Origin of the sequence: Actinoplanes lutulentus, from assembly GCF_003259845.1 — a bacterium.
GTDB classification, from domain to species: domain Bacteria; phylum Actinomycetota; class Actinomycetes; order Mycobacteriales; family Micromonosporaceae; genus Actinoplanes; species Actinoplanes lutulentus.
Genome location: NZ_QLMJ01000022.1, coordinates 127,657 through 154,414, shown reverse-complemented (window position 1 = coordinate 154,414; position 26,758 = coordinate 127,657). Strand labels below are relative to the sequence as shown.

Sequence of the window (26,758 nt, the reverse complement as noted above, 5' to 3'; positions counted from 1 at the left end):
GCGGCCGCCTCTATTCGTGGACGAGCTTCGTGAACCGCGAATCACTCTGCCCGAGACGCCAACCGGGAGGCCACACGTCCGACCGCGTGCTCTGCGACTCGGCGCTGGCATCGTTGAAGGACGGAGGCTCCGCGAACCGCACGTCGGCGAAGCTGGCGACGCCATGAAAAACCGCGTCGTCGAACCGGACTTCGCCGTCGAATCGCGCTCCGCCGAATCGGGCCTCACCGGCAAAGGCAACCCCATCAAAGACGGTACGCCCGACAAAGACCGCGTTTTCGAACAGAGCTTTGCTGACATAACCCTGCGGCAACGCCCAGTCGATGAGGGTGGCCCCGGTGAGATCGATGTCCAGGAACGGCCAGAAATCAGATGTCCTGCTCGGAGGACAGAATCTGACCATGTCGTACGCGGGATCGAGCGGGCAGGTGAGATGCAGGGTGAGAATTCCCTGTGCGGTCAGCCTGACCTGAAATTCCAGCTTCGCATCCCGCCCATCCTGAGGCTGCCGCTCGCCGGAACCGAGTGGGAGTTCCACCGGCAGGTCGCCGTTCACCTCGTGGGCGCGGCCTCCGACGGCGGCAGCAGCAACAGGCGGCTGGTACGGCATCCGCAGATAGGCGCACAGGACGTTCACGATGGTCTGCCGCTGTCCGATGTCGTTCTGAGCAGCCCGTTCCAGGGCGTAAAGGCCACCGAGCCGCACGGCGGCGTCAGCCGAACCGAGTTGTTCGACAGCCTTGGTGTACAGGTCGGTGAAGCGGCGTTCGGTCGCGTCCAGTTCGGTATGCACCTGGGCGAGTTCCACATGACGTTGCCGGCGAAGTGCGAGCAGGAGTGCTGCCACCGCTCCACTGGCGGCAAAGAGTCCGAGCCCGGACTTGATGACTTCGATCTGGAGGCCGGGCTGCGCACCCTTCACCGCCGAAGACGCCAACGACATCATCGACATCAGCGCCACGACTCCCACGGTCGCGACGAGTGCGACCACGATGCCCACCCCGGGATAGCTCAGCAGCCAGGGGCACTTCGGTTCCTCGATGACCGCGCGGGACTGGTACGTCCATGCGGCCGCCCGCCGGCGCAAGAGGGCAGGTGCCGCGGCCACCAGCAGAGCGGGTACGGCGAACAGGACGAAAAGCAGGTGGTCGTCCAGGAGAGAAGCCGCTCTGGCCCAGGGCCAGGTCCAGAACCGGAGATCCAGGAGGATGCCGGCGGCGAGTAAGCCGACCACGGTACGGGTCCACGGAACCAGTCTGCTCATGCCGCCATCATCATGATCACGCTCGGCTCAGCCGTACCGAAGAGCTGCTATTCGCACTTCGTGGTGACGGCTGAGCCGATCGCAACGGACTCAGGACGCCGTGAACGTCAGCGACCCCGTCCGGCCCTCCGCCGGGTCGATGTAGATCTGGTGGACCCCCGCCGACGGCAGTGTCAGCGTCACCGCGTCCTGGCCGACCTTCGTCGCCAGCACGGTCCCGTCGGGCCGCTTGATCGTCCACGTCACGTAGCAGCACGGCAGCCCGCCGGTCGCGTTGCTCGCGTTGATGGTCACCGTCTGATTGGCGGTGCCGGTGAACGACAGGTACCCGTTCACCGTGGGCGTGCTGAGCGACACCGTCTTGGCGACCGCGTCCAGCGTCAGCGTCCCCAGGTTGAGGTCGGCCGACGCGGTCCAGGCGTTCAGCGTCGCCGACCCGGCACGCCCGTCGGCCGGCGCCAGGCGTACCTGGTAGGTCCCGGCCGACGGCAGGGTCACCGATTCCAGGAAGTCGTTGCCGACCCGCCCGGTGCCGACCAGGGTTCCACCCGACGTGTAGACACCCCAGTTCAGGTAGAACAGCAGGTCGGTCGACGCGTTCGACACCTGCACGGACACCTTCTGGTTGGCGGTTCCGGCGAACGACACGTAACCGCTGTGCCCCGGCGTGCTGAGCGTGACCGACTTCGCGGTGCCGTCGAGCGGCAACGTCCCGAAGTTCGTGTCCACGGTGATCGTCCAGGCGGCAAGCGCGATCGTCCCGGTCCGCGCTTCGGCGGGGTCAAGGCGCAACTGATACGTACCGGCCGTCGGCAGCACCACCTGAACCACGTCGTTGCCGGATTTGGCCGAGCCGAGCCGCGTGCCGTCCGGGTTGTAGACGCCCCACGTCACATAGCAGCACCCGAACCCGGCCGACGCCGCGCTGGCCTGCACGGTCACCGTCTGGTTCGCGGTACCGGCGAACGACAGGTATCCGTTGCGTCCGGGGTTGGTGAACGCCACCGTCTTCGCGGTCCCGTCCAGCGTCAGGGTGCCGAGATCGGCGTCGGCGGTCACGCTCCAGGCCTGGACGGTGATCGATCCGGTGCGTACCCCGGCCGGGTCCAGGCGCAACTGATAGGTGCCTGCCGCAGGCAGGGTCACCGTGTCGAGGAAGTCGTTTCCGCTCTTCAGCGCGCCGACCAGGGTGCCGTCGGCGGCGTACAGCCCCCACGTCAGGAAGCAGCAGGACAGTGACGCCGACAGGCCGGTCGCCTGGACCACGACCTTCTGGCCGGCGGTGCCGGCGAACGTCAGGTACCCGTTGCGACCCGCTTCACTGAGCGTCACCGTCTTGGCGGTGCCGTCGAGGGTGAGCCCGCCGAGGTCGGCGTCGGTGGTGAACGCCCAGGCCTGCGCGGTGATCGATCCGGTCCGCAGCTCGGCCGGGTCGATGCGCAGCTGGTAGGTGCCGGCCGCGGGCAGCGTGACCGCGTCGAGGAAGTCGTTGCCGGCCTTCGACGACCCGATCCGCGTCCCACTCGCCGAATAGATTCCCCAGGTCACGTAGCAGCAGCCGAACCCGGCCGAGGCGCTCGACGTCTGCACCGAGATCCGCTGGCCGGACGTGCCGGTGAACGACAGGTATCCGTTCTGTCCCGGGTTGCTGATCGTCACGGTCTTGGCGGTGCCATCGAGCGGCAGCGTGCCCAGGTCCGCGTCGGCGGGCACCTTGTAGATCGTCACGTCGAGCGTCGCCGCCGACGAGGAGGTGTTCTTGACGATCAGCGTCCGGACGCCGGGCACGCTCACCGGCGGCATCGTGTCGAGCTGCCCGTTGCTGCCGAAACACGAGACGGCACCGGTCTGCCCGAGCCGGGTGTCATAGACCCGCAGATCGAACGTCGACGTGCACGAACTGGGCGAATTCGCCTCGATCAGCACGGCGAACCGTTCGGCGAGCAGGTCGTCGAACAGGCGTACCAAAGTCTTGCCCGCGGGAACGCTGAGCGTGGTTTTCGTCCCGACGGTGATCCGGCCGGTGCCGCCCACGTCCGCCGCGCTGACGCGCCCCGGCAGCACAAACAGGTCCGCACTGCTGGTCGCGGTCCCGGACGGCGTGGTCACCGCGATCTTGCCGCCGCCGACACCGCTCGGCACGGTGACCGTCAGGCTGCTCGCGGTCCGCGACGCGACTGTCGCGGCCGCGCCGTTGATCGTGACGCTGACCGCAGCCGGTTCCGCGTCGAGGTTGCTGACCTGCACCGTGACCGTCCCGCCACCGGAGACGACCACCGGTGAGAACGAATCGATGCTGGGAGCGGCGAGCTGCGCCATGGCCGCCCCGGGAGGCATCAAAACCATCGCGACCAGCACGAACACGGCGGTGACAAAACGCGACAAGGTCAGCATGACCCGCTCCCGCAGACAACAGCATGGGGTGAAATCAGGGCGATTCGACCGTAGCCGACCCCGCCCTCGCTGTTACCGAGAACGCCTCACCAGGGTCACCCTGAGCGGTTCCCGCCCGCTCAGGGCCCACCCCATTTGGTACGCGCGAAGCGGTCTTACGCTTCGGCCTGGTACTCCTCGATCTTGTCCTCTGCCCAGCCGATGACCTGCGCGACCTCGTCGGCGTCGCTGGCGAGGGCCCAGTCCTCGATCAGGTTGGCGAGGCTCTCCGGCAGGCCCGGGGTCTCGACGTAGGTCACGCCCAGGTCCTGCAGGATGCGGTCGAAGTGGACCCAGTTGTCGCTCGGGTCGAGGTCCTTGCCCGCGGCCTCGTACCCATCGAGCCCGTCGTTGCCGGCGGCGAGGATCTCGTTGGTCCGCCAGTCGATGATGTCCCAGGCCTCGTCGTCGAGCTGCCCGCCGGTGACGATCCGCCGGCCCTCACCCTCCAGCTCGGTGATCCGCTGCCGGATCTTGCCCGCGTCGGCGTGGTTGGCTTCCAGAACGTTCTGGATATGGGTCTTCAACAGGTCACTCACGCCGTGGAGCATACGCTGACCGGCGAACCGCCCAGGTCACACCATGAGCGATGGATCGCGGGACGTGGCCTGATCCGATGTGGACGAAGTTCCCCCATTGGGATGCGGCCATTTCGGGTGGGCCAGCGTAAGGTGGGAGCGTAGAGCAGGCTCATCCCGCCCCAGCCCCTGGCGTGTGTGCCGGGAAGGGGACGGTAATGCCGGCACTGGAGCGTGCCACTGCCCATGCATGCCCGGAGTCCGCGGCGTCATGACCTCGGCAAACGGCGAGGGTGATTATCGGAGCACGGTTCGCCACCTGATCGACGGGCAGCCTGAGCACCTCGATGTGCTGCAGCGGGTCTGCCGCGCGGCCGCCGAGGGTGTGTCAGCTTCCGGGGCGGGCATCTGTGTGATGACCGCCGACGGGACGCTCGGGGTGTCCGCTACCTCGGACGAGGCGATCGGGCGTACCGAAGAATTGCAGTTTGTCCTGGGTGAGGGACCCTGCATCGATGCGTTCGCCGCTCGCCGGCCGGTTCTCGCCGCCAATCTGGCTGACGCCGCCAACTACCGATGGCCGATGTACGCACCCGCCGCCCATGACAACGGGGTCCGCGCCGTTTTCGCGTTTCCGCTTCAGGTGGGTGCCGCACGGCTCGGGGTCATGGACATCTTCCGTGATCGGGTGGGACCGTTGACGGAGGCGGAGCTGCGGATGGCTTTCACCTTCGCGGACGTCACCGTCGAGATGCTGCTGGACACGCAGGAGGAAAAGCTCAAGCGTGACGGTAACGGCACCGGGCTCCTGGATGTCGGCCACCGCGCCGAGCTGTTCCAAGCACAGGGCATGGTCATGATGCAGTTAGGGGTGTCGATCGCTGAGGCGCTCCTGCGGATGCGGGCTTACGCCTATTCCGAGAACCGTCGTCTCGAAGATGTCGCACGCGATGTCGTCAACCGAACGCTGCGATTGGACGGGCACAAAGAATGAAGATCCAGAGCTTCCGAAAGGTACGGCATGAGCACTGTCTCGGCTGAACGGCTCGCCACGATCTTCGTGGAGGCCGCCGATACCCTTGTCGACGAGTTCGATCTACTGGAGTTCCTGCACATGCTCACCGACCGGGCCCGCAACCTGGTCGGAGCGGCGGCGGCCGGGCTGATGCTGGCCGACGAGCACGGCCGGCTGGAGTTCGTGGCCGGCTCCGACGAGAACGTCCGCCTGGTGGAGCTGTTCCAGCTCCAGAACGACCAGGGCCCCTGTCTGGAGGCGTTCCGGACGGGCACGTCGGTCATCAACGTCGACCTGGCGGCCGCGGCGGCCCGCTGGCCGCGCTTCGCGCCGCGGGCGGCGGAGGCAGGCTTCCGGTCGGTGCACGCGTTTCCGCTACGGCTGCGTTCCCAGGTGATCGGCGCACTCAACATCTTCGGCACCAATGCCGGTGGAGATTTCGAACCCGACGATGTCCCGATCATGCAGGCGCTCGCCGACGTGGCGACCATCGGCCTGATGCAGGAACGCACGATCCGACGCAACGAGGTGCTGACCGAGCAGCTGCAGGGGGCGTTGAACAGCCGGATCATCATCGAGCAGGCCAAGGGCGCGATCGCCCAGATTCACGGCGTCACCCCCGACGAGGCGTTCCTGCGGATCCGCGCGTACGCCCGGAACAACAACAGGCGCCTCACCGAGGTGGCGAACCTGATCGTCACCGATCTGCCGAGCCTGCCCGGCATGGCGCCGTCGAACGGGCCTACAACCCCACCACGGAGCTGACCGGGCGGCCGAGCAGCGCGGCGAGCTCCAGCTGCGCGTAACTGGGCCGCGGGTTGGCGACGACGCCGTCGACAAGGCCACGGAGTTCCGCCATGCGGCGCTGGGCGATCCCGAAAAGCCACGCGACCGCGTCGATGCCCGGCTCGCTGTGACATCCCGCCAGCCACCACACTTCGAGGTACGTGGCCGCCAGAACCTCGTCCCGCTGCCCGATTCCCGGCGGAAGCACCGACAGCACGGCGCGGACGTCCGCCGACGTGCGGTCGAACAGCGCGATGAACGCGGGCTTGTTGCCTTGCGAAATCCACTCGATCAGAACGCCGTCCTCGACGGACGGCGCGAATCCACGAGCGACCTTACTCATGCTGACTCCAGGACGAGGTGACGTTATCGCCGCCGGAGTCTGGAGCGACGTGCTTCGAGCGCTAACGCTACGGCGTCCGAGTGATGTCCAGCGACCGATCTCCCCCATTGGGAGAGGTACTACGAGGCACGCAACGGTGCGCCTACCTCGTGCAGGTGACGCAACGCCTGCCGGTACGACTCGATCAGGCTCGTCTCTTCGTAGGAGACGCCGGCCGCGAGGCAGTACGCCTTCACGATCGGCTTCGCCTTGCGCAGATTCGGCGTCGGCATCGCCGGGAACAGGTGGTGCTCGATCTGATAGTTCAGCCCGCCGAGCGCCGCGTCGATGATCCATCCCCCGTTGACGTTGCGCGAGGTCAGCACCTGCTTGCGCAGATAGTCCTCATCCCCGGTGGGATGCGGCATCCCCTTGTGGTTGGGTGCGAACGTCATCCCGAGATAGACCCCGAAAACCGCGTGGTGCACGGCGAAGAACGCGAGCGCCTGCCACGGCGACAGCACCACGAGCAGCACTGTCACGTACGCGACCACGTGCAGCGCCATCAGTCCGGCTTCCAGTCCGCGGCGTTTCATCCCGGGCCGCCGCAGCGCCTTGATGCTGGAGATCCGCAGGTCGAGGCTGAGCAGCGTGAGCAGGGGGAAGAACAGCCCCGCCTGGTGCCGGTTGACGAAACCCGCCAGCCCGCGCCGGCCCAACGCCGACTCGGTGGCCCAGATCAGGACCTCAGGCTGCACGTCCGGGTCGAGCTCGTCGTGGTTGGGGTTCGTGTGGTGGCGGGTGTGCTTCTCCATCCACCAGCCGTAACTCATCCCGACGCCGACGTTCGCCACCATCCGCCCGACCACCGCGCTGGTGCCTCGCGTGCGGAACACCTGCCGGTGGGCGATGTCGTGGGCCAGCAGGGCGACCTGGGAGAACGCGATGCCGACGAACCCGGCGACGGCGAGCTGCCACCACGACGAGCCGATCAGGAAGTGGGCCGTCCAGGCGGCCACAAACATCGCGGCCACCACGGCACCGCGTACGGCGTAGTAGGCCGGCCGCCGTTCCAGCAGGCCGGCCTCGGAGATCTGCCGGTTCAGAGCGGCGAAGTCGCTCCCGGTTGTACGTGTGGACTGCATCGGCGACTCCCTCGCGACGTGCCCCGGCCACGATGACGTCGGCCGGGAGCGGCACTGGACGAGGCTGCGGAGTCCGGACAGCCACTTTATCGCGCGGAAAGTACCCCGTCCGGCGATCGAGCAAACGCCGTCACCGCCGGACCGGGCGGTCGGGCAGCAGGCGTTCCTCCAGGTCCAACTCGTGTTCCAGGACGCGCAGGCCCTCGTCGGGGAGCTGGCCGGAGTCACGCCACCGCAGCAGTTCGGTGCGCTGGGCGTCGATCGCCACCCGGCGTACGTGCAGGGCGGCCTCGTACATCGGTGAGACCGGGGTGACGTCGGAGTCGCTCTTGCGCAGCAGCGCCAGCCGGCCCCGGTACCGGGTCAGCCGGGTACGCAACTGCTTGCGCATCGTGTCGATGACCTGGGTATGGATGTCGTCGTGCTCCTCGGCCTCCAGGTCGTCCAGGGCTCCCAGGGCCGCTTCGACCGAGGCGGAGCGGGCTTCGTTGCGTACCCTTGCCTGGTCGTTGTCGTCGGCGCGCAGCTTGAGCGCTCGCACGAGCGGGCCGAAGGTCAGTCCCTGGCCGACGAGCGTGACCAGCACGACCACGAACGTGCAGAACAGCAGCAGGTCGCGATCCGGGAACGGCTCGCCGCTCTCGGTGACCAGCGGAATCGTGAAGATCGCGGCAAGGCTGATCACGCCGCGGGTGCCGGTCCAGCTCATGGCGACCACTTCGCGGCCGGTCAGCGGCTCCTCACCCTTGTCCGACCGGTCGTTGCCGAGCCAGGTGTGCAGCGATCGCGGCAGCGACTGGGTCAGCACCAGCCACAGCGGGCGCAGCAGCAGGACCACGCCGACCGTGATCGATACGGCGATGACGATGGTGCTGGTGTCGTATTTCGCGAGGCCGCGGACCACGGCCGGCAGCTGCTGGCCAATCAGCAGGAACACCAGGCCTTCGAGCAGGAAGTCGACCAGCCGCCAGACCGCGCTGGTCTGCAGGCGTCCCGCGCCGGACGCCGCCCTCGGCCGGTGGTGCCCGACGATCAGCCCGGCCACCACGACCGCGAGCACGCCGGAGACGTGGATCTCCTCGCCGATGAGGTAGGCGCAGAACGGGGTGCTGAGCGAGACCGCGTTGGCGATCAGCGGGTCGCCACTGATCGGCCGGGACAGGATCCGCACCACGTAGGCGACCACCATGCCGACCACGACGCCACCCACCGCGGCGATCACGAACTGGCCGAGCGCGGACGTCGCCGAGAAATCGCCGCCGACCGCCGCCGCGACGGCGACGCTCAGGATGGTCAGCGCGGTGGCGTCGTTGAGCAGCCCCTCACCTTGGATCAGCGTGACGATCCGGGGTGGCAGTCCGGCCTTGCGACCGACCGCGAGGGCGGCCACCGGGTCAGGTGGCGCGACCGCCGCGCCGACCGCGATGCCGGCGGCCAGGGTCGCGCCGGTGACGAACCACGCGAAACCCAGGCCGATCAGCAACGCGGTCAACAGAACCAAGACCACGGAAAGACTCACTACGGTACGGAGATTGCGGCGGATACCCAGCAGTGAGGAGTCCAGTGCCGCGCTGTAGAGCAGGGGCGGCAGCACGAACGTCAGGACGACGTCGGGGTCGAGCGAGATGTTGGGTCCCGGGAGCAGCGCGTACCCGACGCCGATGACGGGCAGCATCGCGGCGGCCGGCAGCCCGGTGTGGTTGGCGATCCACCGCACCAGGACGACGACCGCGACGGCGGCCAGGACGAAAGCCAGCAAGTGCTCGACGCTCATGCCTCATCCTCCCGGATCGGCGCCGGAAGGACGTGCGGATGGCGGACGGGCGTGTCAGCCGATGATCGCCGCGGCCACCGCCGAGAAGATCGCCCCGACCAGCAGAGACGCGCCGGAACCCGCGCCGACGATCGCGCTCGGCGCGACATTTCGGGCACGGGCGATGGGTACGCCCACCAGCGAGACGATCGTCACCAGAACCGCGATCACGTAGATGAACGGGTACCCGAGGATCGCGGCGACCGGGAACAGGTGCACACCGACCACGAAGGCGATCCACGCGGACATCAGTTCGCGCCGGCGCAGCACGGCCAGGACCACGGACCCGGCGGCGGCCGCGGCGAACTCGATGCCGACGACGATGCCGAACGTCCGGCTGGTGTCCTCGTCGAAGACGGTGGCGGTCCAGTGCTGCGAGGCGATCCGCCCGCCGGCAGCCGCGGTGATCACGGCGGCGACCGTGCCGGCGATCAGGAACGGCCGCCAGCCGCGCGGCGGGTCCTCCTGTGCCCAGCCGAACCACGTGGTGGCGAAGAATCCGAAGATCACCGCGGTCATCGCGACGTCACGTACGTGTTCGGCGAGCATGCCACCCCTTCGTCCTATGGGGACACGAGTCTGGCACCTCAGAGCAAGCTGTCCAGCTCCCGGTCGATCACCGTCTGTGCCCAGCCGTCCTGCTGGTCGGGGCGGACCAGCAGGTGGAAGGCCAGCCCGTCGACCAGGGCATGCAGCCGATCGAGATGCGGCCCGGCCTCTCCACCGGCAGCCTCTCCCTTGGCGGCTTCGATCGCCCGGGCGCAGACGTCGCGGACGACCGCGTCCGTGGCGTTCCAGAGCGGCTGCAGCGTCTCGTCGGCCAGCGCGGCCATACCGAAGGCGAGGAAGACCTCCATCTCGAGGCGGCGCTGCTGGTCGAGCGGCAGGAGTTCGAGCAGGGCGGCACGGGCCCAGGCGCGGCCGGTGAGGCCGGCAGGCAAGGCAGCGACGCGTCCGGACAGATGTTCCGAGACCGCGATGATCGCCTTCTCCCGGACCACGGCCTGGCTCGGGAACGTGTATCGCAGCGAGCTCGGCGCCAGCCCGGCCTGCGCGGCCACCCGGCGCACGGTCAGCGCGGTGATGCCCTCGCGGGCGATCACCTGCCAGGCGGCGTCGATGACGGCACGGTCACGGGCGGCGGCGTCCAGGATCCGGGGCATGAAGAAATAGTCGCACAGTCGTACGGAAACGTGCTATACCTTTAGTCGCACAGTCGTACGGAAAAGAAGTGAGGTTCCCATGGCCTGGACCGTGCTCATCGTGTCCGGACTGCTGGAGGCGGTCTGGGCGACCGCCCTCGGCGCCTCCGGAGGGCTGCGCAAGGTGCGGCCGACCGCACTCTTCGCGGTGTCGATCGTGCTCAGCATGGTCGGTCTGGCGTACGCGATGCGGACCCTGCCGACCGGGACCGCCTACGCCGTCTGGGTCGGGATCGGCGCCGTGCTGACCGTCGTGCTGGCCGTGCTGCGCAAGGTGGAACGGCTCACCCTCACCCGGGCAGCGCTGCTGACCGTGCTGATCGGGTGCGTCGTCGGACTGAAAGTGGTCAGCTGATGCCCTGGATCGTCCTTCTCGTCAGCGCCGTGCTCGAAGCCGTCTGGGCGACCGCCCTCGGCCAGAGCGACGGCCTGAGCCGGCCGCTGCCGACGGTGGTCTTCGGTGTCGGCATCACGCTCAGCATGGCCACCCTCGGCTGGGCCACCAAACACATCCCGATCAGCACGGCGTACGCGATCTGGACCGGGCTCGGCGCCGCACTGACCGTCACCTACGCGATGCTGACCGGCCACGAGGCGGTCAGCGCGATGAAGATCGTCTTCCTCTGCGGCATCGTCGGCGCCGTGATCGGTCTGAAGCTGGTCAAGGCGCCGGAGAAACCGGTTCAGAACCAGCAGGGATGACCCTCGCGGGCGCTGCCCTTCGTGAGGGTCTGCTCGTCGGAGCCGTCCATCCGCTCGATCACTATCTGCGGATGGTTGAGGTCACCGCGGGTGTACGCGATCCACGCACCGTCCGGTGACCAGGTCGGGTCCATCTCGCGAGCCTCGTCCTCGGTGACCGGCTGGGCGTTGGAGCCGTCCGCGGCGATCGCCCAGATGTCGTAGTTCTCGCCGTCGACCTTCTTGGTGAACAGGATGTGCGCGCCGTCCGGGGAAACCGCCGGGTCCAGGGAGTCACCGAGCTCGGCGTCGGTGAGCCGGGTGCCGGGCTCCTGCGGGTCGGCGAGGTTCAGCTCGAAGAGCGAGCGGACACCGTCCTGCGCGGCCCAGTAGATGATCGACGTGCCGTCACCGGAGTAGATCGGGTCGTCCTTCGCGGCGTCCGACGTGGTCAGCTGCCGGGGCTCGCCGCCGGCGACCGGGATCGTGAAGATCTGGCTGACCTCGCCGACCTTCTTGACGTACGCCACCTCGGTGTCGTCCGCCGACCAGACCACCCGGCCGCCGGTGACGTCCTCGACCAGCGGGCGCCGATCGCCGCCGTCGCGGTTCATCACGTAGATCGTGGCCGTGTTGCCGACCCGGTTCGTCAGGGCGATCTGCTGGCGGTCGTTGGACCAGCGCGGCAGCGTGTCGCCGGGAACGCTGCCGGGCAGGTCACGCCGGCTGCCGTCGGCCGCGTTGAGGTACTGGATCCGGGTCTTCCAGGTGTCCGTGTTCATCTCGCCGCCGGTGTCCACCCGGACCAGCAGGTTCGCCGCCGGGATCGCGCCCGGCACGGCGGATGCCGCGGTGGAGGCTCCCGGGGTGGTGCCCTTGGCAGCGTCGTCGTCCTTCGAGCCGAGGTTCGACAGGACGATGCCGATCGCGGCCGCGACCAGGACGAGCGCCGCGGCGCCGGAGACCAGCATCGTTCGCTTGCGCCGCGCGGGAGGCACGGGCGGTGATCCCGCGCCATAGGTGGCGGGGATGAACTGGGTGCTCGGCTCAAAATCACCATCAGACCCCGACGAGCCAGACATGGGTACGGTCGTGCCGGCCGTCCTGGTGGCATCCGGAGCCGCGGGTGACAGCGGCACGGTCGAGGAGACCGGGGCGTGCGTCATCGGCACGGGCGTCGTGGGCGCGGGGTGTGCCGGCGGCGTGGGCCCTGTGGGCGCGGGGTATGCCGGCGCGGGGTATGCCGGCGTGGGCACTGTGGCCGCGGGTGTTGTCGGCGCGAAGGCGGCGGCCGGAGAGGACGGCGCGAACGAGGCCGGCGCGGGCGAGATCGGCAGGGCTGCGGCCTGGGCGGCTTCCAGGGCTGCGGCGTGGGCTTCGGCTTCGGCGGCGGCCCAGGGGTCGACGGGCTCGCGCAGGTCGGTGAAGTCCTGCTTGTGCGCTGGGCGCGGAGGGAATTCCCGGGGATCCCAGCGGTTCGCGGGCGGTGAAGAAACCGGTGCCGCCTGGGCCGGAACGGGCGGCTGGGCCTGCGCTTGAACCGGAGCCGGCGATGTCGGGGCCTGGGCCGGGGCCGTCGGAGCCTGGGTCTGGGCTGTCGGGGCCTGGGCTGTCGGGGCTGGTTCGGTGGCGGCGGTTTCGGTCGGGGGGCCGCCGTTGGAGACGGCCACTATCGACTCGGCGCGGGAGATTTCGGAAGCGGATTCGACGGTGGGTGCGATGCCATTGCTCGCGGTTGCCCCGGGAACGGATGGCGAGTCCGGGGAGGCCGCTGTTTCCGTACCGTTGAAGGTGTTTGACCGAGAGTGACCATCGCCTGCTCCGAAGGAGAGGGCGATCGAGGCGGGGACGGCGACGGAGGCGGCGCCGAGGGCGACGCTCAGTTCGGGGTGGGCGTCGATCACTACGGGGCGGCCGAACTCTTCCGTGAGCACCCTCGCCACCAGCGGAATCCGTGACGAGCCGCCGGCCAGGAGGATGCCGCTGAGCTGTTCGGGTTTGACGCCGGCGGAGCGCAAGGCGCGCTGGGTGGCGTCGACGGTGTCGCGGATCGCGAGGGTGATCAGGGCTTCGAAGTCGGACCGGGTGATGTGCACGCGGGTGTGCCGGCCGGGGAGCGCGACCGGAACTGTCACCTCGGTGTCGAACGACAGGGATTCCTTGGCCTCGATGCAGTCGCGGCGCAGGCGGGCGAGGGCCGGCGCCGTTTCCGGATCGGTGAGGTCGACGCCGTCGAGCGCGCCGAGAACATGGGCATAAACGGCCGCGTCGAAATCGCCGCCACCGAGTTGATCAACGCCTTCGGGAGTGCCGAGCAGCGTGAAGGAGTCGCCCTCGCGGCGGATCACGGCCACGTCGAAGCTACTGCCGCCGAGGTCGTAGACGGCGGCGGTCTCGCCGGGCGCGAGGCCTCGCCAGCGCGCGACCGCTTCCGGCTCGCTGAGCAGATGCACCGGACCGACGTCGGCGAGCCGGATCGCCTGGTCGAGTTGCTCGCGTTTGTACGGACCCCAGTGCGCCGGGTAGGTGAGCTCGACCGACGCGGGCGGGCCGCCCTGCTGGCGGGTGACGGTGTCGAGGACGTATCGCAGCAGCTTGCCGGTCAGCGCGTGGGCGGAGAACGGCATGCCGCCGGCGAGGATCGGCACCGAGTCGCCGAGGCGTCGTTTGAACTCGCGGGCGAGGCGGCCCGGCTCGTCCTGGCCGCGCCGCTCGGCGGCCTCGCCGACCAGAAGGCCGCCGTCCTCCTTGACGAACACCGCCGACGGGATCTCCATGCGGCGTGCGCCCAGCCGGGCAGACTCGACCCGCCCACCGGTCAGCACGGCCGCCGCCGTGTGGGTGGTGCCGAGATCGATGCCCAGGCCGTAGTCCGCTGTCACGTCTTAAGACCTTAGGGGTTGACGGCTACCGTCCTCATCCTCCGGGCGGCGGACTCGTGTAGACGGTGGGATCGCCCTGCTTTATCCATACGTCAGCGTTGTCGATGGGTAGGAATGATCGGTCACCGCCCGGTTCGCGGCTTGTCGGCACGGTGTCACCGTTCGGCAGATGCATGATGAAATTGACCGGCTTCGTGTCGTCTGCCAGGGCGATGTCGTATTCCGCCCATCCGCCGGCGATCCGGGTGGGTGGCATCGGCCGGTCCCAGCCGATCGTCGCGAGCAGTGCCGGGTCGACGGATTCACCCCAGAGGTGCAGGCCCCAGCCGTCGTAATCGGCCGCCGGTCGCTGGTAGTGCAGGGTGGCCGTGGTCAACGGCGGCCCGGCATATCGGACGGTCCGGATTGCCTCCGCGGTGTTCAGCCGTGCCCGATATCGGACAGTGGTGCCGGCTGTCAGGTTCAGCGCGGAGAGGTCGTCGAAAGCCGTGTAGGCCGGTGAGGAACTGTCGGTTCCGATCGGGGTCCACGGTCCGCCGGCGACGCTGCGGTCGAAGCTGACGACGTGCGTGCCGCGTTCCGGGTCGGCGGTGGCCCGGATTTCGACGCGGTCGCGGACGTTGCTGTTCTCGGCGGGTGCCTCGATCGTGAGTTTCGGGGCGGGGACGCGGGTGGTTCCCGGGGTGCTGATGGCGGTGTGGTTGCCGTTGTCGAGGACGACCGCTTTGTAGTGGACGGGTGTGCCGGATTTCAGGGCGCTGACGTCGTGGAACACGCGATAGGGAGCGGTGTCGTCGGTGCCGATGGGCACCCAGCCGTTATTCCCGGTTTTTTGGTAGAACGTCACTTCGTAGAAGGAGTCTCCGGCGACGTTTGCTGCGACCTGGATCCGGCTGGGACTCTCGGCGCCCACCGTCAGCGCGGCGGAGGGTGCCTTTCGTGAATACGGGATCTTGCCCGTTTTGTAGACGACGGCGGAGAGCGGCGGAATGGTGACGGTGATGTTCTTACCGTTAGCTTTTGCCTTGCCGTTGCCATAAACGCGCTCTATATTATTGGCGCGCGCATAGGTGGGAATCGTTGCCGTGGTTGCCGTCTCGCCGTTGTTGAGCGCCACCACGTATTCCTGCTGCTGCCGGCGATCAATCCGGGAGAACGCGTAGACATTGCCCTCGGCATATCTGTTCTGGTGGGCGCCGTCGCGCAGAGCCGGATGCTGGCGAGTCACCGCCGCCAGACCGCTGATCGCCTGATAGAGCGGATGTCCGGGGACGAAGTTGTCCTGCGCGTGGGTACTACCGGTGCCGAGCAGGTCGTCGTCGAGATATTCCGGAACGTGGCTCGCGAACATCGTCTGCCGGGCGTCCTGGTCACCACCCGGGCCGGTGAATCCCTGCTCGTCGCCGTAATAGACGACCGGGTTGCCGCGCGAGAAGTACATCAACTCGTGGGCGAGGCGGTCCCGGGCCAGCCATTCCGCGTCGCTAGCGCCCGGATTGTCGGTCACCACGAAGTTGCCGATCCGGCCCATGTCGTGATTGCCGAGGAACGTCGGCAACTCGTAGACGTTGGAGTCGGCGTCGGTGTACCAGTCGTCGCCAGCGAAGAACTCCCCCAGGTCGGCGGCGCTTGTCCCCTTCGAGGCGAAATCGCGGGCCGCGGCCTGGAACGGGAAGTCGAGGACCGCCTGCATCCGGTTCCGGGTGGTGTACTGCGAGGTGAAACTACGGCTCGTGTCGAAGACCTCGCCGAACATGAAGAACTCGCGTTTGCCCTGCGATCGGGCGTACGAAAGAACCTCGGGCCCGAACTTCTGCCAGAACGCGTCGTCGACGTGTTTCATCGTGTCGATCCGGAACCCGTCGATGCCGAAATCGGCGATCCAGGTCTTGTAGATGTCGATCATTCCGCGGACGACGCGAGGGTTCTCGGTGAACAGGTCGTCCAGGCCGAAGAAGTCGCCGTAATAGGAGTTCTCACCGGTGAACGTGGTGTCGCCGCGGTTGTGGTACAGGTTCACGTCGTTGAGCCAGGCGGGCGTCTTGAGGTTTTTCTCGCTCTCGTCGAGGACCGGGGTGTAGGGGAAATTCAATGTCGGGAACGGGTTCGGATAGTCCCGATCGTCGAACGGCTTTCCGTCCGCCGTCCGATACGGCTCGGCATCCTTGCTGACATAGGGCATCCGGGCGCCCTCTTCGTAACCGATCACGTCAGCGGTGTGGTTGGTGATGATGTCGAAGTAGACCTTCATCCCCTTGCGGTGCGCGGACTCGACCAGCGCGCGCAGCTCCTCGTTGGTGCCCAGGTGCGGGTCGATCCGGGTGAAGTCGGTGATCCAGTAACCGTGGTACCCGGCCGACGGGCCGTCCTCCAGCTGCACCGCCTTGTTCGTGAAGCTCGGCGTCAGCCAGATCGAGGTGGTGCCCAGTTCCCGGATGTAATCGATGCGCTGCAGCAGCCCGGTCAGGTCGCCGCCGTTGTAGAAGCCCTTGCGAGTCGGGTCGAACCCGGAGACGAGTGGATCGCCGGGCAGGCCGCCCCGATCGTTGCCGGTGTCGCCGTTGGCGAACCGGTCGGCCATCACGAAGTAGAAGTTCTCGTCGGTGACCGGGCCCCTCAGCGAGTGCAGGCCCGCTTCGCTCCGGCCGGCCTCGGCAGGTGTGGCGGCCATCGTGCCGGCCAGGACGGTGGACAGGATCACGGCAGCTGCGCGACGGATCGACATATGCGTATACCCCCGGCCGCGATCGTAAGCGATTGCGGGCCTGTTGCCAGAGGGTTACGTTGCGGACATCGACAAACCTCACTGTCAGGGGGCCGTTATCGTGCCGATCAGTCGTCGTACCGCTCTCGCCGGTGGCGCCGGGGTCGCCGCCGGCCTGGCCGTTCCCGGAATCGCCGCCGCCGGTTCCACCAGCGTCCGCTTCACGCTCGGCGCCGAGACCCTCGACGGCGGCGAGCAGATCACGTCGCTCACTCTGGACACCTCCCGGCTCGGGACGATCTCCCCGGGCAGCGTCACCACCAGCACTTTCACCGTGCACGCAACGGCGACGAGCCCACTGCCTCTCGCCCCTGGCGACCAGATCTTCAGTGAATACGATCTCGACCGTACGGTCACCGCCGCCCGGGTCGACCGGCGCGGGAACATCGTGCTCTCGCTGGATCACGCCGAGGGGCAGATCGGCGGCGGCACGCTCGGGTACATCGCGAGCAAGGGGCGCAACGTCCGGCTCGACCTGGTCTACACCATCACGCAGAACGCGCCGGTTTCCGTACGCGGCCGGCCGGTGACGATCTCCCGGTTCGTCCAGGGCCGGTTGGTCAATCGTGAGGTGGACGCGTTCAGTTACCACGAGTCGGCATCAGGCATGAAATACCGGTTCTTCTCGGCCTTCGACACGAGTAAGCGTCCGCTGGTCGTCTGGCTGCACGGCGGCGGCGAGGGCGCGTCGCTGCCGGACGGCTACTACGACAACGAGACGACGCTGCGGGCCAACCGCGGGGCGCTCGGATTCGCCACCCGCGAGGCACAGCGGATCTTCGGCGGCGCCCACGTGGTCGTGCCGCAGTCCTTCTCGTACTGGATGGAGGACGGCGACCGATTCGCGCCGCTGATCCGCGAGATCGTCCGCGAGGTGGTCCGCAAGCACCCGGTCGACACCGACCGGATCCACGTGGTGGGCTGCAGCAACGGCGGCTACATGAGCATGAAGATGACGGTGGAGTACCCGTCGCTGTTCGCGTCGTCGGTGCCGATCTGCGGCATCGTCACGAATCTGATCTCCGACGCCGAGCTGACCGCCATCCGCACGCCGTCGTGGCTGGTCACGTCGCTGGACGACACCACGGTGCCGCCGGAGCCGAACACGATCCACGCCTCCGAGGTGATCCCGGGGGCACGGGTGACCCTGTATGACGAAGTGACCTGGAACGGTCATCGGTTCCCGGGCCATTGGTCGTGGATCTATGTGGCTCGCAACGATCGCGGTTATTGGCAGTGGATGGCCCGCCAGCGCCGTTGATCACTCGGTGGCGTAGTCACCGTTGGAGACGTCGAAGAGCAGCGACTGCCAATAGCCGTCATCGTCACTGACGGCCAGTGGATCCACGGCACGGATGCTCGCCCGCAACTGCTCGGTGCGTTCCAGGAACGGGTCCAGGTCGTAGGGTCCGGTCAACTCCTTCACCGCCGCGTCCAGGAGCGCGAGGCACTCCCGGAACGCGGCGGGCGAGGAGTTCACGAAATAGCTCTCGCGGGCCGGCATCCGGGCGAAGACGATCTCGCCTTTCGCCGGGTCCACGAAGAAGTCGGAACCGGGCTCCTCTTCGAAGCCGATCCGGAGCAGATCGCGCCCGAGGACGTCGACCAGGTCCGCGGTGCCCGAGGCCGGCTCGTGCGGCGTGAACACCAGGGCAACCTCGGGAAGGCCCACACTCTGCAGCTGCTCACGAGCCTGATCCTCACGCACCACACTGACGTACGGCGCCGAGTATCGATGTTCCCGCATGAGCCTTCCCTTCGTTGATCGTGTCCGCGCCTACATCACCGCGCGAACGGGTTGCCCCAGTTACCGCTCTTCGCATCACGGAACGCCTGCCGAACGAACTTCAAGCGTTCCTTCTGCGCCGCGGTCGCCAATGCCGATCCGGACTTGTCCCAGGGCCAAGTGTAGGAAACCGGAATTCCCGCCTCGGCCATCTCCCTGCGACACTGGTTCCGTCCGACGCAGGGCTGGAACTCCACGTACATCTCGATGATCGAGCTGCCGTACTGGCGATGCAACCGCTGCTCCCCGTGGTTGTCCCTGCCACCGATCGAGTGGTCCACGGCGATTCTCTCCACACCGTTGTCGTCCCGGTACCGCACTGCGGCATACGTGTTGCCGGTGTTCCCGGACTGCAGGCGGGCCTGGATGACGGCCTGGCTGAGATCGGTGCTTCCGTACTCGACCTGGCAGTTGTGAACCAGGAGCGAGGTCTGGTCGGCGATGACGAAGTAGGTGTGGAGGTTGCTGACCGTCAGGTTGTAGACCGTGGCGCTCGGCGCGGTCCACCGCTTGATCGCACTGATCTGGACGTAGCTGCCGGAACCGGTCCGCAGCCACTGCCCCGGCTTCAGGTCGGTGGCCTCGACCCACTTGCTCAGCTCCGGCACCCAGAACGGGTGGCCGTCGGTGGCGGTGACCTTCTCGTCGGAGTCGAGGGTGATCTCCACGAGGTGCTTGACCCCGGAACCGGTGATCGTCGCGGTGACCTGCTCGATCCGGGTCTCCCCGGTCTCCGGGTCGGTCACCTTGACCTCGTCGCCGGGTTCGACGTCCTCGATGGCCTTCGTGGAGCCGTCCGCCAGCAGGACCTTGGTGCCCGGGACGAAGCTGTTGTTCAGACAGGACGGGCCACCGGCGTCACCGGCGCCGTCACCGGACTTGCCGCCACCACCGTCACCGCTGGTGCCGCCATTGCTGCGGTTGGACGCACCGGAGGCACCACCGGGCTTGGCTTTCCCACCACCGCCGCCGGACGAGACCGACGAGCCGGACGGGTTGGCCTTCGCCTGCGCCTGTTTCTGACCTGGGCTACCGGTCTTCTTGGCACCGTTGGTTGCCGAGTTACTCGTGGTGTTGACCTTGTCGGCGGCTTTCTTCTTCGCCGCCTGTGCCGCCTTCTTCGCTCGCTCGATGGCCAGCTTCTTGGCGTTCAGTGCTGCCGTCTCCGCGGCCCGGGCCGCCGCGATCACCGCTTCGGCGGCCTTCTTCGCCGATCGGAACGCCTGAATGGCGGCGATCGTACGGTCGATGGCCTTGGCGATCTTGGGCAGCTTCATCAGCTTGCCCCACGGAATAGCGCCCAGGATCAGGCTTCCGCAGGCCCACATGTCGCCGCCGAAGCAACCGATCGCGTCGGCCAGACCGATGAACTCGGAGAGGATGCCCCACGCCGCCGACAGGATCACGTCCGTCAGCGACTTACCCATCATCGCCTGGGCGTCCGCGACCTGCGCGGCCGAAAGTCCTGCTCCGGCGAGCGCCGCAGCCATCTCGGAGGCGTTCAGAGTGATCGACATACCGGTCGGGTCGGAGTGCGTGACCGGGTTGTTGTGGGAGTACGTGTAGCCGTTTGTCTGCTGCGGGTCGGTGAGATCGAGTACCGGGTCCGCGGAGAGGAACCGGCCGACGGCCGGATCGTAGAAGCGCGCGCCCAGCGGGACGAAACCGGAGGCGTCGTCGCTGGTTGCCCCCAGGAATCCGGTGTGGGTCTGCATGTTCTGCGACAGGTATGACGCACCGCGCTGGTTGCCGAACGCGTCCTGCTTGCGCAGCTTGTAACTCATCCCGGAGGCCAGCGCGACCTCGGCGTTCGGCGTGCCCTGGTGATCGCTGGTGATCGCCACCAGGCCGGCCGAGCCGTTGCCGTACGCGTACCTCATCACCGTGCCACCCGGCGCCGGGTAACTGCGCTGGGTGTTGACCAGCGCACCGCCCTTGAGCACGGTGATCTCGGACTCGCCCAGGTGCAGGGTGGCCTGCTTGTCCTTGCCCTGGATGGTCATCAGGCGGCCGCCGCTGGGACCGTAGATGAAGCGGGTCTCGTTCTGCGGCTGCCACTGCTGTGCCAGTGACGTCGTGTCGCAGGCGGCGAGGACCAGCGGGGTGGCGCTGGCCGAGTTGGCGTCCTTGACCATGACGCACAGCCCGGATGCCGGGTGGGCGAGCTGGCCGGTCGTGGTGTTGCGCTTGAAGTTCTGCGCGGCGCTGCCGTCACACTTCTGCAGCTTCACCGCCGAGGTGGCCGTGTTCGCCGCCGGCTGCGCACACCACTTGTTGTCGTAGATCGTCAGCGCGCCGAGGTTCGGATCCGTCTGCTCGGACGAGCGGACGAAGCCCCACTTCTGCGCGATCGTGTTGTTGCACGAGTACAGGTGGATCGCGGTGCCGACCGCGGCGGTACCGCCGCTCAGGTCGATGCACTTGTCGGCGAGACCGATGTAGGCGGACTTGCCGTTGTTGCCCTCGCCGGTGATCCGCTCGACCTGGCCGTCGTGGGTCCAGGCCACCTGCTGGCTGTCGCCGGTCTGCACCGAGGTGACCGACGTGGTCTCGCCGGTGAGCGCGTAGAGCCGGGTCGCCTCGGCCTTGACCTGGGCGCCGCCCGCGGTCACGTAGGCCTTGCTGACCTTGGTCAAGGTCTGCGGCTGGCTGCCGTCGGCCTTGCCGTAGTCGTAGGTGGTGGTGCTGGTGATGGCAGCCGAGTCGGCGGCCGGGTTGCCGGTGAGGTTGCGCTCGACCAGCTTCGTGCGGTTGCCGCGCAGGTCGTACTCGTACTCCTGCCAGTAACCAGCGCCGTCGGCACCGGCGACGGCGTTGACGACGCCGCTGCTGATCGGGCCGGCCGCGCAGGTGGCCTGGTCCTTCGACGTCCAGGCCTTGGTGAGCTGGCCGATCGTGTCGTAGGTGAAACACTGCCGCTCGGCGGTCGCTGCCGCCTGCTCCCGGATCGCGGTGACGTTGCCGGCGTCGTCGTACCCGTAGGAACGCGACGACACCAGGTACGTGTTGCTGCTACCGAGCTGTTCGCGGTGGGTCATCTGCTTGGTCAGCGCACCGCTGGCCTCGTCGTAACCCGCCGTCGCCCACACCCGGTACGGCTGCGCGCCGAGGGTGGAGCGCAGCACCTGGCCGGAGGGCGAGTACACCGTCTCCGCGCCGTACCAGTCCTTGCCGGAGACCGAGAGCGGCAGGCCGTCGTTGGTGTAACGGACCAGCAGCTTCTCGGCCGGCAGGCTGCCGACCGCCGGCAGGCTCGCCGTCTCGGTCAGCCCGGTGTCGGTGTAGCTGTAGTTGTAGCTGTAGCTGCTCTTGAGACCCCACGTGGTGGCGACCGAGGCCGGGATGGAAATGGTGGTCGCGGTCGGCTGGTAGTCGGGGGTGAAGCCGCTGATGCTCTGGGTGTAGCCGAGACCGTCGGTGTACCTGGTGACGGTGGTGGGCAGGCCCTTGCCGTTGGTGGCCTTGTCGTACGTGTAGTCGGCGAGAAGCGTGCCGTCCTTGCCACCGAGGCGCTGCTGCTTCGGGCGTGCCAGCGCGTCGTACTCGTTCCAGACCACCACGCCACGGGCGTTGGTGGTCGTCACGACCTGGTCGAACTTGTCGTACGTGTTCGTGGTCGTGCCGGTGTCCGGGTCGGTGGCGCTGACCAGCCGCCCGCGCAGGTCGTAGGACCAGGTCCACGGATGAGCGGTGTCGGCCGAGTTGGTGGCCTTCACCATGTAGCCACGGCTGTTGTACTCGTAGCGCATCGTCGTGAACGTGGTGCGGGCCGTGTTCGTGAAGGTGTCGACGCGCGTGGTGCGGCCGAGCGCATCGTTGAACATCCGGTACGAGGCCGAGCCGGCCGGGTTGATGACGGTGGACCAGTCGGCGCCGTACTGGTACTTGGTGCCCCGGGCCGGTGTGTCGGTGCCGTCGAGGACCGGGATCTCCTCGACGACGCGGCCCATGTCGTCGTAGATGTACCGGGTGGCGTTCGGGATCGCCGTGTCCGCGAGCGGGGAGAACAGCTGGCCGCTCGGAGTGCCTTCAGTGAAGTAGGCGTTGTTGGTACGCCGGATCTCGCCCGAGGCGTTGTAGATGGTGTCGGTGACCAGCCGGCCGCCGCCGGTGCCCTGCTCCTGACTCTGCCGTTCCCGGCCGAGCCCGTCATAGATCGACACCGACGTGTGCCACGTGCCGTCGTGCCCACGGTTCTTGGTGGTCACGTACGGCGGCAGCGAGTCGACGCCCTCCGCCGGGATGCTCGGCAGTGTGTAGGTGGCGGTGAAGTCCGGCGCGTCCTTCGACCGGCCCGGGCCCCACGCGGTCACCATCCGGCCCAGCGCGTCGTAGGCGGCGCCGCTGACCAGGTTGTTGATGTCGACCGTCTGCACCGTGACAGCGCGGCCCGGTTCGAGCGTCTGGGTCTCGGTGAAGTCGAGCGCGTTCGCGCTGATGACCTTGTACACCTGCCCGTTGGCGGGCTCGTACGTGATCTTCGAGGTGTTGCCGTCGTCGTCGGCCGTCGTCTTGACCCGGCCGATGTTGTCGTAGGTGGTCACGGAGTCCGACTGGAACCCGGTGCCGTCGTCCTTCAGCGACCAGGTCTGGGTGACCTGTCCCCGGTGGATGTCGGTGGACGGGACGCTGCCATACGACATGTAGTCGTAGGCGACCCGCGACCCGGAGGTCAGCGACGCCAGCGTGTCGAACGTGGCCTTCGTGCAGGTGGTCGGGCTGGTGCGGGTCTGCTTGGTCAGGCCGATGAGGTTCTTGGCCGTGTGGTGCAGATACTCCAGCTTCGTGCAGGACTCGTCGCCGGTCTTGTCGATGTCGCCGAGGGACTCGACGGTCTGCGGCAGGCCGTATTCCTCGTCGAACGTCGTCTTCGTCTCGACCGTACGCAGGTCGCTGGTGTCGTCGCCGGTTCCAGAGGACCTCGTGTACGTGATCTGGCGAGGCTCGGTGACCCGCCAGGCCCGCAGCGGCGTCAGCCCGTCCCCGAGATCACGCTCGGCCAGCTTGGTCGCCACCGGGACGTTCACACTTCGGGTGAGCCAGCCGGTCGCGGTGTCCGCCGTGTCGGTGGCGTATGTCAGCTCCTCGGCGATCCGGCCCGCGAACGGCTCCCGGTCCTTCGCGATCTCGGTGCCGTTCACGTCGGTGACCGGGACCGAATCTCCCATGCCCTGGAAGAACCGGGTGACCGACTTGCTGCGCCGCGCCGCGGTCTCGTCGTCGTCGATGCCGGTGTAAACGGCCGTCTGCCGGAACCCGGCGAACTGCGAATACGTCCGCGTCGCCTTCTTGCTGAACTCGCCCTCGGACAGCTTCCACCGCGGCCCGGAGTACTCGTACTCGGTACGGCTGTCGGTGCCGCCGTCCACGTTCGGCGACTCGATGATCGCGGTCACCACGTACTTGTGGAACCAGTCGATGTCCTCGACGTCGCCGTCCGGGTGCCAGAACGCCGGGAAACAGAGCCGGGTGTTGGCCTTCAGCTCGGCGGTGTCGCCCTTGCCGGGCAGCCCGCTGCCGGTCGCACAGGCGCCGGTCGGCGTGTTGTATTCGACCCAGGTCTCGCCGAGGTACTCGTTGATGACCCGGGCGATCCGCAGCCGCGAGAAACTCGGCCGGGCGTCGTTGTCGAGCCGGTTCGGCATGTCCTCGGTGTTGGCCATGAACCGGACCGGGTTGAGCTTGATGCCCGCCCCGTCGGTGCCGAAGCCGGTGCGTGTGACGGAGTCCAGCCACAGCGCCGTGTTCGCGCCCATCCGCAGCGTCGGGAAGCTCTGCGCGAGCTGGTACTCGTCGACCTTCTGCAGCGCCGTCGAACCCTGGGTCCGCTGCGCCAGCGTGGTGATCTTGTCGAGGCGGTACCTGCTGAAGAACGACGGTGACGCGTTCCAGCACATCTTGCCGGACTCACAGCGCAGGTCAGCCGGAGTGTCGTACCAGATCCGGTAGTTGCCCGGGTTCTTGCTGGTGAAGTTCTCCTCGGTGCAGGTCAGGCTGCCCTCGGTGTAACACCGCTGCTGCACGTCGAAGGTGACCCGGCCCAGCGGCGCCGCGGTGTAGACGGTGTCCTTGCGCTGACCGTAGTCGATGCGCTTGAGGTAACCGGCCCGGTGGTACTTGACCGGGTCCTTGAAGTTGAAGTTCGGCGCGTAGTAGTTGAGCTCGCGACCCCAGTACATGCTCATCGCGTTGCCGTGCACGTCCTCGACGTAGTCGAGGTTCCAGCGCCAGCCCTGGTAACAACTGGACTCGGTCCACTTCGCCTTGTAACACGGCTCGTCGGCGTGGTTGCCGTAGACCGGAACGGTCAGCACCGAGTTCGTCACCGGGTCGTCGGCCGCGTCACCGTGATCCGACCAGCCGGGCAGCCGGTGCCGGCCGAACTGGTACTGCGTGCCGTCGCGGGTGGTGACGACCCAGTACTCGCCGTCCTCGTCACCGTTCTTCAGCGCGGTGTTCTTGCGCAGCTCGACCTTGGAGCCGTCACCGTTGGCGGTGTACCAGACGCCCTTCTCGTCGAGCGGCTGGGAACCGGCCTCCGGCACCCAGACCAGCTCGGTGGTCATGCCGGACAGCGACAGCGTCGCGTTCCGCGACCCGAAGCACTGGTCACCGGTACGGTGCTCGGCGTTGTTCGACCCGGCCTTCTTCGAGTCCTGCCGGCAGTTGGTGTAGGTACGCGTGATCGACCCGGCCGCGTAGTCCCAGCCGTCACCGATCCACGAAGCCTGGTTGTTCGTCGACGACGTGCGACCGTCGACGGACTGCGACGAATACGAAAGACCCACCTTGGGTACGAGGCCGCCGGCGGTTTCCGGCACCTGCACCTGGTACGCGTAGGTGAACGCGCCGGACGACGAACCGGCCGCCCACGAACCGGCGGAGAGCAGCGGCGACGCGGTGTAGTCACCACCCACCGACGCACCGGTGTCCAGCGCCCCGACCACGCCGGAACCGCTGGAGGTGGCGAACGCGCTGATCCCGGACGACGGGGAACCGGAGATCAGCTTGGCAACCGGAACGGTCGCGGTGATCATGCGGGTCTCGGAACCGGCCGATCGGGCCGCGACACCGGCCTCCGATCCCGCGGTCACCGACGTCGGCAGCGCCTCGGCCCCGGAGATCACGTCGGCAGCGGACAGGGCACTGTTCGCGCTGAGGTCATCGTCCTCGGTGCCACCGGTCGGCGGTACCGCCGCGCACTCGCCGGTACCCGGCGAGTCATAAACACAGTCCGGCAGCAGCATCAGGCCGAACCGGTCAGCGGCCTGCGGACCGTACAGGTCCGCGAAGTCGTCGGTGACGACCGACAGGGCGACCTCGGCCGCCGGGTCCACCGTCGCCGGCGGCGTCACCTTCATGATCAGGCCTGAGACACCCGCGGTCTGCGAGTCCTCCGGAGCGGCGAGATCAACGGTCCACTCACCGGCGACCGCGGCGGCGTCCCCGCCCTCGGGCACACCCAGCTTGATCGGCAGGTCCTCGACCGCCTGGGGTTCGGCGCCCGCGACCGCACCGGTCAGGTCGACGACCCCGGTGTCCTCGGTCCACGGCACCACCGACGCCGGCGTGTACGGATCCAGCGGAACGGCCTCAGCCGGGTTGACCTTCGGCAGATCCGGGTCGGCGTCCGGATCGACCAGCGCACTCTCCGGCAGCTCGGGAAGTTCGAGCGCCTCGACCCCGCGTTCCATCCCATCGCCGGGAATCGCCAGCGCGACCGACGGCAGGTCGGTCAGCACCAGAGCCGACACCAGGGACAGCACGACGGCAGCACGGGCACGACGGCGAATCCGCCGCATACCCGGCTCGGTCAGGACCGGCCGGCCATCGTCCGGCAACGGCCGGGATGGCGAACCTGAAGCACGCATACGCGTCGACTCCCACGGGGCGTGAAAAGTGAAGAGGGCACGAAGAAACACGCGCCGTATCACGGCGCGTGCTGGGGCACTCTGCGTCAGTACTGATCGATATTCAAGATCACTTATAGCGACGGATGTGACGTGCGGCACGCCGCCATGTTGATCAAGGGGAACCAAAACACCAAGTCGGATTTAGCCCAATATTGCGCAAGATCGGCCTAGACAAAGTCGAATGGATCGCCGCACAACCGGCATTACATAAAAAGAACCTGAAGGCTCGGTAAC

17 protein-coding genes are annotated in these 26,758 nt (G+C 67.7%); 5 read left to right on the top strand and 12 right to left on the bottom strand.

The genetic code is table 11. From position 1 onward, the window contains the following. Nucleotides 1-10: 10 nt before the first annotated feature. The 3 genes from B0I29_RS37110 to B0I29_RS37100 form a co-directional block, all read right to left on the bottom strand. The gene (locus B0I29_RS37110) at nt 11-1,264 is read right to left on the bottom strand and encodes a pentapeptide repeat-containing protein (RefSeq protein WP_111653833.1); all 1,254 of its coding nucleotides are present in this window, start codon (nt 1,262-1,264) and stop codon (nt 11-13) included. Nucleotides 1,265-1,354: 90 nt separating this feature from the next. Continuing rightward, entirely contained in the window at nt 1,355-3,658 is a 2,304-nt protein-coding gene (locus B0I29_RS37105) for an IPT/TIG domain-containing protein (RefSeq protein WP_111653832.1), read from the bottom strand. Nucleotides 3,659-3,813: 155 nt separating this feature from the next. Beyond that, complete coding sequence (locus B0I29_RS37100) at nt 3,814-4,236, bottom strand: hypothetical protein (protein ID WP_146617022.1); 423 nt, start codon at nt 4,234-4,236, stop codon at nt 3,814-3,816. A gap of 328 nt (nt 4,237-4,564) precedes the next feature. Between B0I29_RS37100 and B0I29_RS37095 the strand changes: the two genes are divergently transcribed. Together B0I29_RS37095 and B0I29_RS37090 are read left to right on the top strand one after the other, a co-directional pair. Then, nucleotides 4,565-5,209, top strand: a complete 645-nt coding sequence (locus B0I29_RS37095; protein WP_245973070.1) for a GAF and ANTAR domain-containing protein — start codon at nt 4,565-4,567, stop codon at nt 5,207-5,209. Between the two features lie 27 nt (nt 5,210-5,236). Then, the gene (locus B0I29_RS37090; protein ID WP_111653830.1) at nt 5,237-5,995 is read left to right on the top strand and encodes a GAF and ANTAR domain-containing protein; all 759 of its coding nucleotides are present in this window, start codon (nt 5,237-5,239) and stop codon (nt 5,993-5,995) included. Here the strand turns inward: B0I29_RS37090 and B0I29_RS37085 are convergent. The 5 genes from B0I29_RS37085 to B0I29_RS37065 all read right to left on the bottom strand — a co-directional run bounded on the left by B0I29_RS37085 (nt 5,973) and on the right by B0I29_RS37065 (nt 10,459). Further along, a complete protein-coding gene (locus tag B0I29_RS37085) occupies nt 5,973-6,359 on the bottom strand; it encodes a sigma-70 family RNA polymerase sigma factor (protein ID WP_111653829.1) in 387 nt (128 codons plus the stop codon). The genes B0I29_RS37090 and B0I29_RS37085 overlap by 23 nt on opposite strands. A 119-nt stretch (nt 6,360-6,478) precedes the next feature. Further along, a complete protein-coding gene (locus tag B0I29_RS37080; protein ID WP_111653828.1) occupies nt 6,479-7,483 on the bottom strand; it encodes a fatty acid desaturase family protein in 1,005 nt (334 codons plus the stop codon). Nucleotides 7,484-7,613: 130 nt separating this feature from the next. Beyond that, entirely contained in the window at nt 7,614-9,257 is a 1,644-nt protein-coding gene (locus tag B0I29_RS37075) for a Na+/H+ antiporter (protein WP_111653827.1), read from the bottom strand. Nucleotides 9,258-9,311: 54 nt separating this feature from the next. Beyond that, a complete protein-coding gene (locus B0I29_RS37070) occupies nt 9,312-9,845 on the bottom strand; it encodes a hypothetical protein (protein WP_111653826.1) in 534 nt (177 codons plus the stop codon). 38 nt (nt 9,846-9,883) lie between these two features. Continuing rightward, nucleotides 9,884-10,459, bottom strand: a complete 576-nt coding sequence (locus B0I29_RS37065; protein ID WP_220091533.1) for a TetR/AcrR family transcriptional regulator — start codon at nt 10,457-10,459, stop codon at nt 9,884-9,886. A gap of 79 nt (nt 10,460-10,538) precedes the next feature. On the opposite strand from B0I29_RS37065, the gene B0I29_RS37060 reads away from it, so the two are divergent. Both B0I29_RS37060 and B0I29_RS37055 read left to right on the top strand, forming a co-directional pair. Beyond that, nucleotides 10,539-10,853, top strand: coding sequence for a DMT family transporter (locus B0I29_RS37060; RefSeq protein WP_111653825.1), 315 nt, complete (start codon nt 10,539-10,541; stop codon nt 10,851-10,853). Beyond that, entirely contained in the window at nt 10,853-11,200 is a 348-nt protein-coding gene (locus B0I29_RS37055; RefSeq protein WP_111653824.1) for a DMT family transporter, read from the top strand. Before B0I29_RS37060 ends, B0I29_RS37055 begins: the two co-directional genes overlap by 1 nt. On the opposite strand, the gene B0I29_RS37050 is transcribed toward B0I29_RS37055, so the two are convergent. Further along, nucleotides 11,182-14,061: an Hsp70 family protein gene (locus B0I29_RS37050; RefSeq protein ID WP_111653823.1), complete on the bottom strand. Its 2,880-nt coding sequence runs from the start codon at nt 14,059-14,061 to the stop codon at nt 11,182-11,184. The two genes, B0I29_RS37055 and B0I29_RS37050, sit on opposite strands and share 19 nt — an antisense overlap. Nucleotides 14,062-14,095: 34 nt before the next feature. Beyond that, nucleotides 14,096-16,786 carry an alpha-amylase family glycosyl hydrolase gene (locus B0I29_RS37045; RefSeq protein ID WP_111653822.1) on the bottom strand — a complete coding sequence of 897 codons (2,691 nt, stop codon included), beginning with the start codon at nt 16,784-16,786 and terminating at the stop codon, nt 14,096-14,098. Between the two features lie 100 nt (nt 16,787-16,886). On the opposite strand from B0I29_RS37045, the gene B0I29_RS37040 reads away from it, so the two are divergent. Continuing rightward, nucleotides 16,887-18,086, top strand: a complete 1,200-nt coding sequence (locus tag B0I29_RS37040; protein WP_245973068.1) for a prolyl oligopeptidase family serine peptidase — start codon at nt 16,887-16,889, stop codon at nt 18,084-18,086. Here B0I29_RS37040 and B0I29_RS37035 read toward each other — a convergent pair whose 3' ends face one another. Then, on the bottom strand, nt 18,087-18,572 hold the full coding sequence (locus B0I29_RS37035; RefSeq protein WP_111653821.1) for an SUKH-4 family immunity protein: 486 nt from the start codon (nt 18,570-18,572) through the stop codon (nt 18,087-18,089). It abuts the gene before it with no gap. 35 nt (nt 18,573-18,607) lie between these two features. Then, nucleotides 18,608-26,413 carry a polymorphic toxin-type HINT domain-containing protein gene (locus B0I29_RS37030; RefSeq protein WP_220091532.1) on the bottom strand — a complete coding sequence of 2,602 codons (7,806 nt, stop codon included), beginning with the start codon at nt 26,411-26,413 and terminating at the stop codon, nt 18,608-18,610. Between the last annotated feature and the right edge of the window lie 345 nt (nt 26,414-26,758).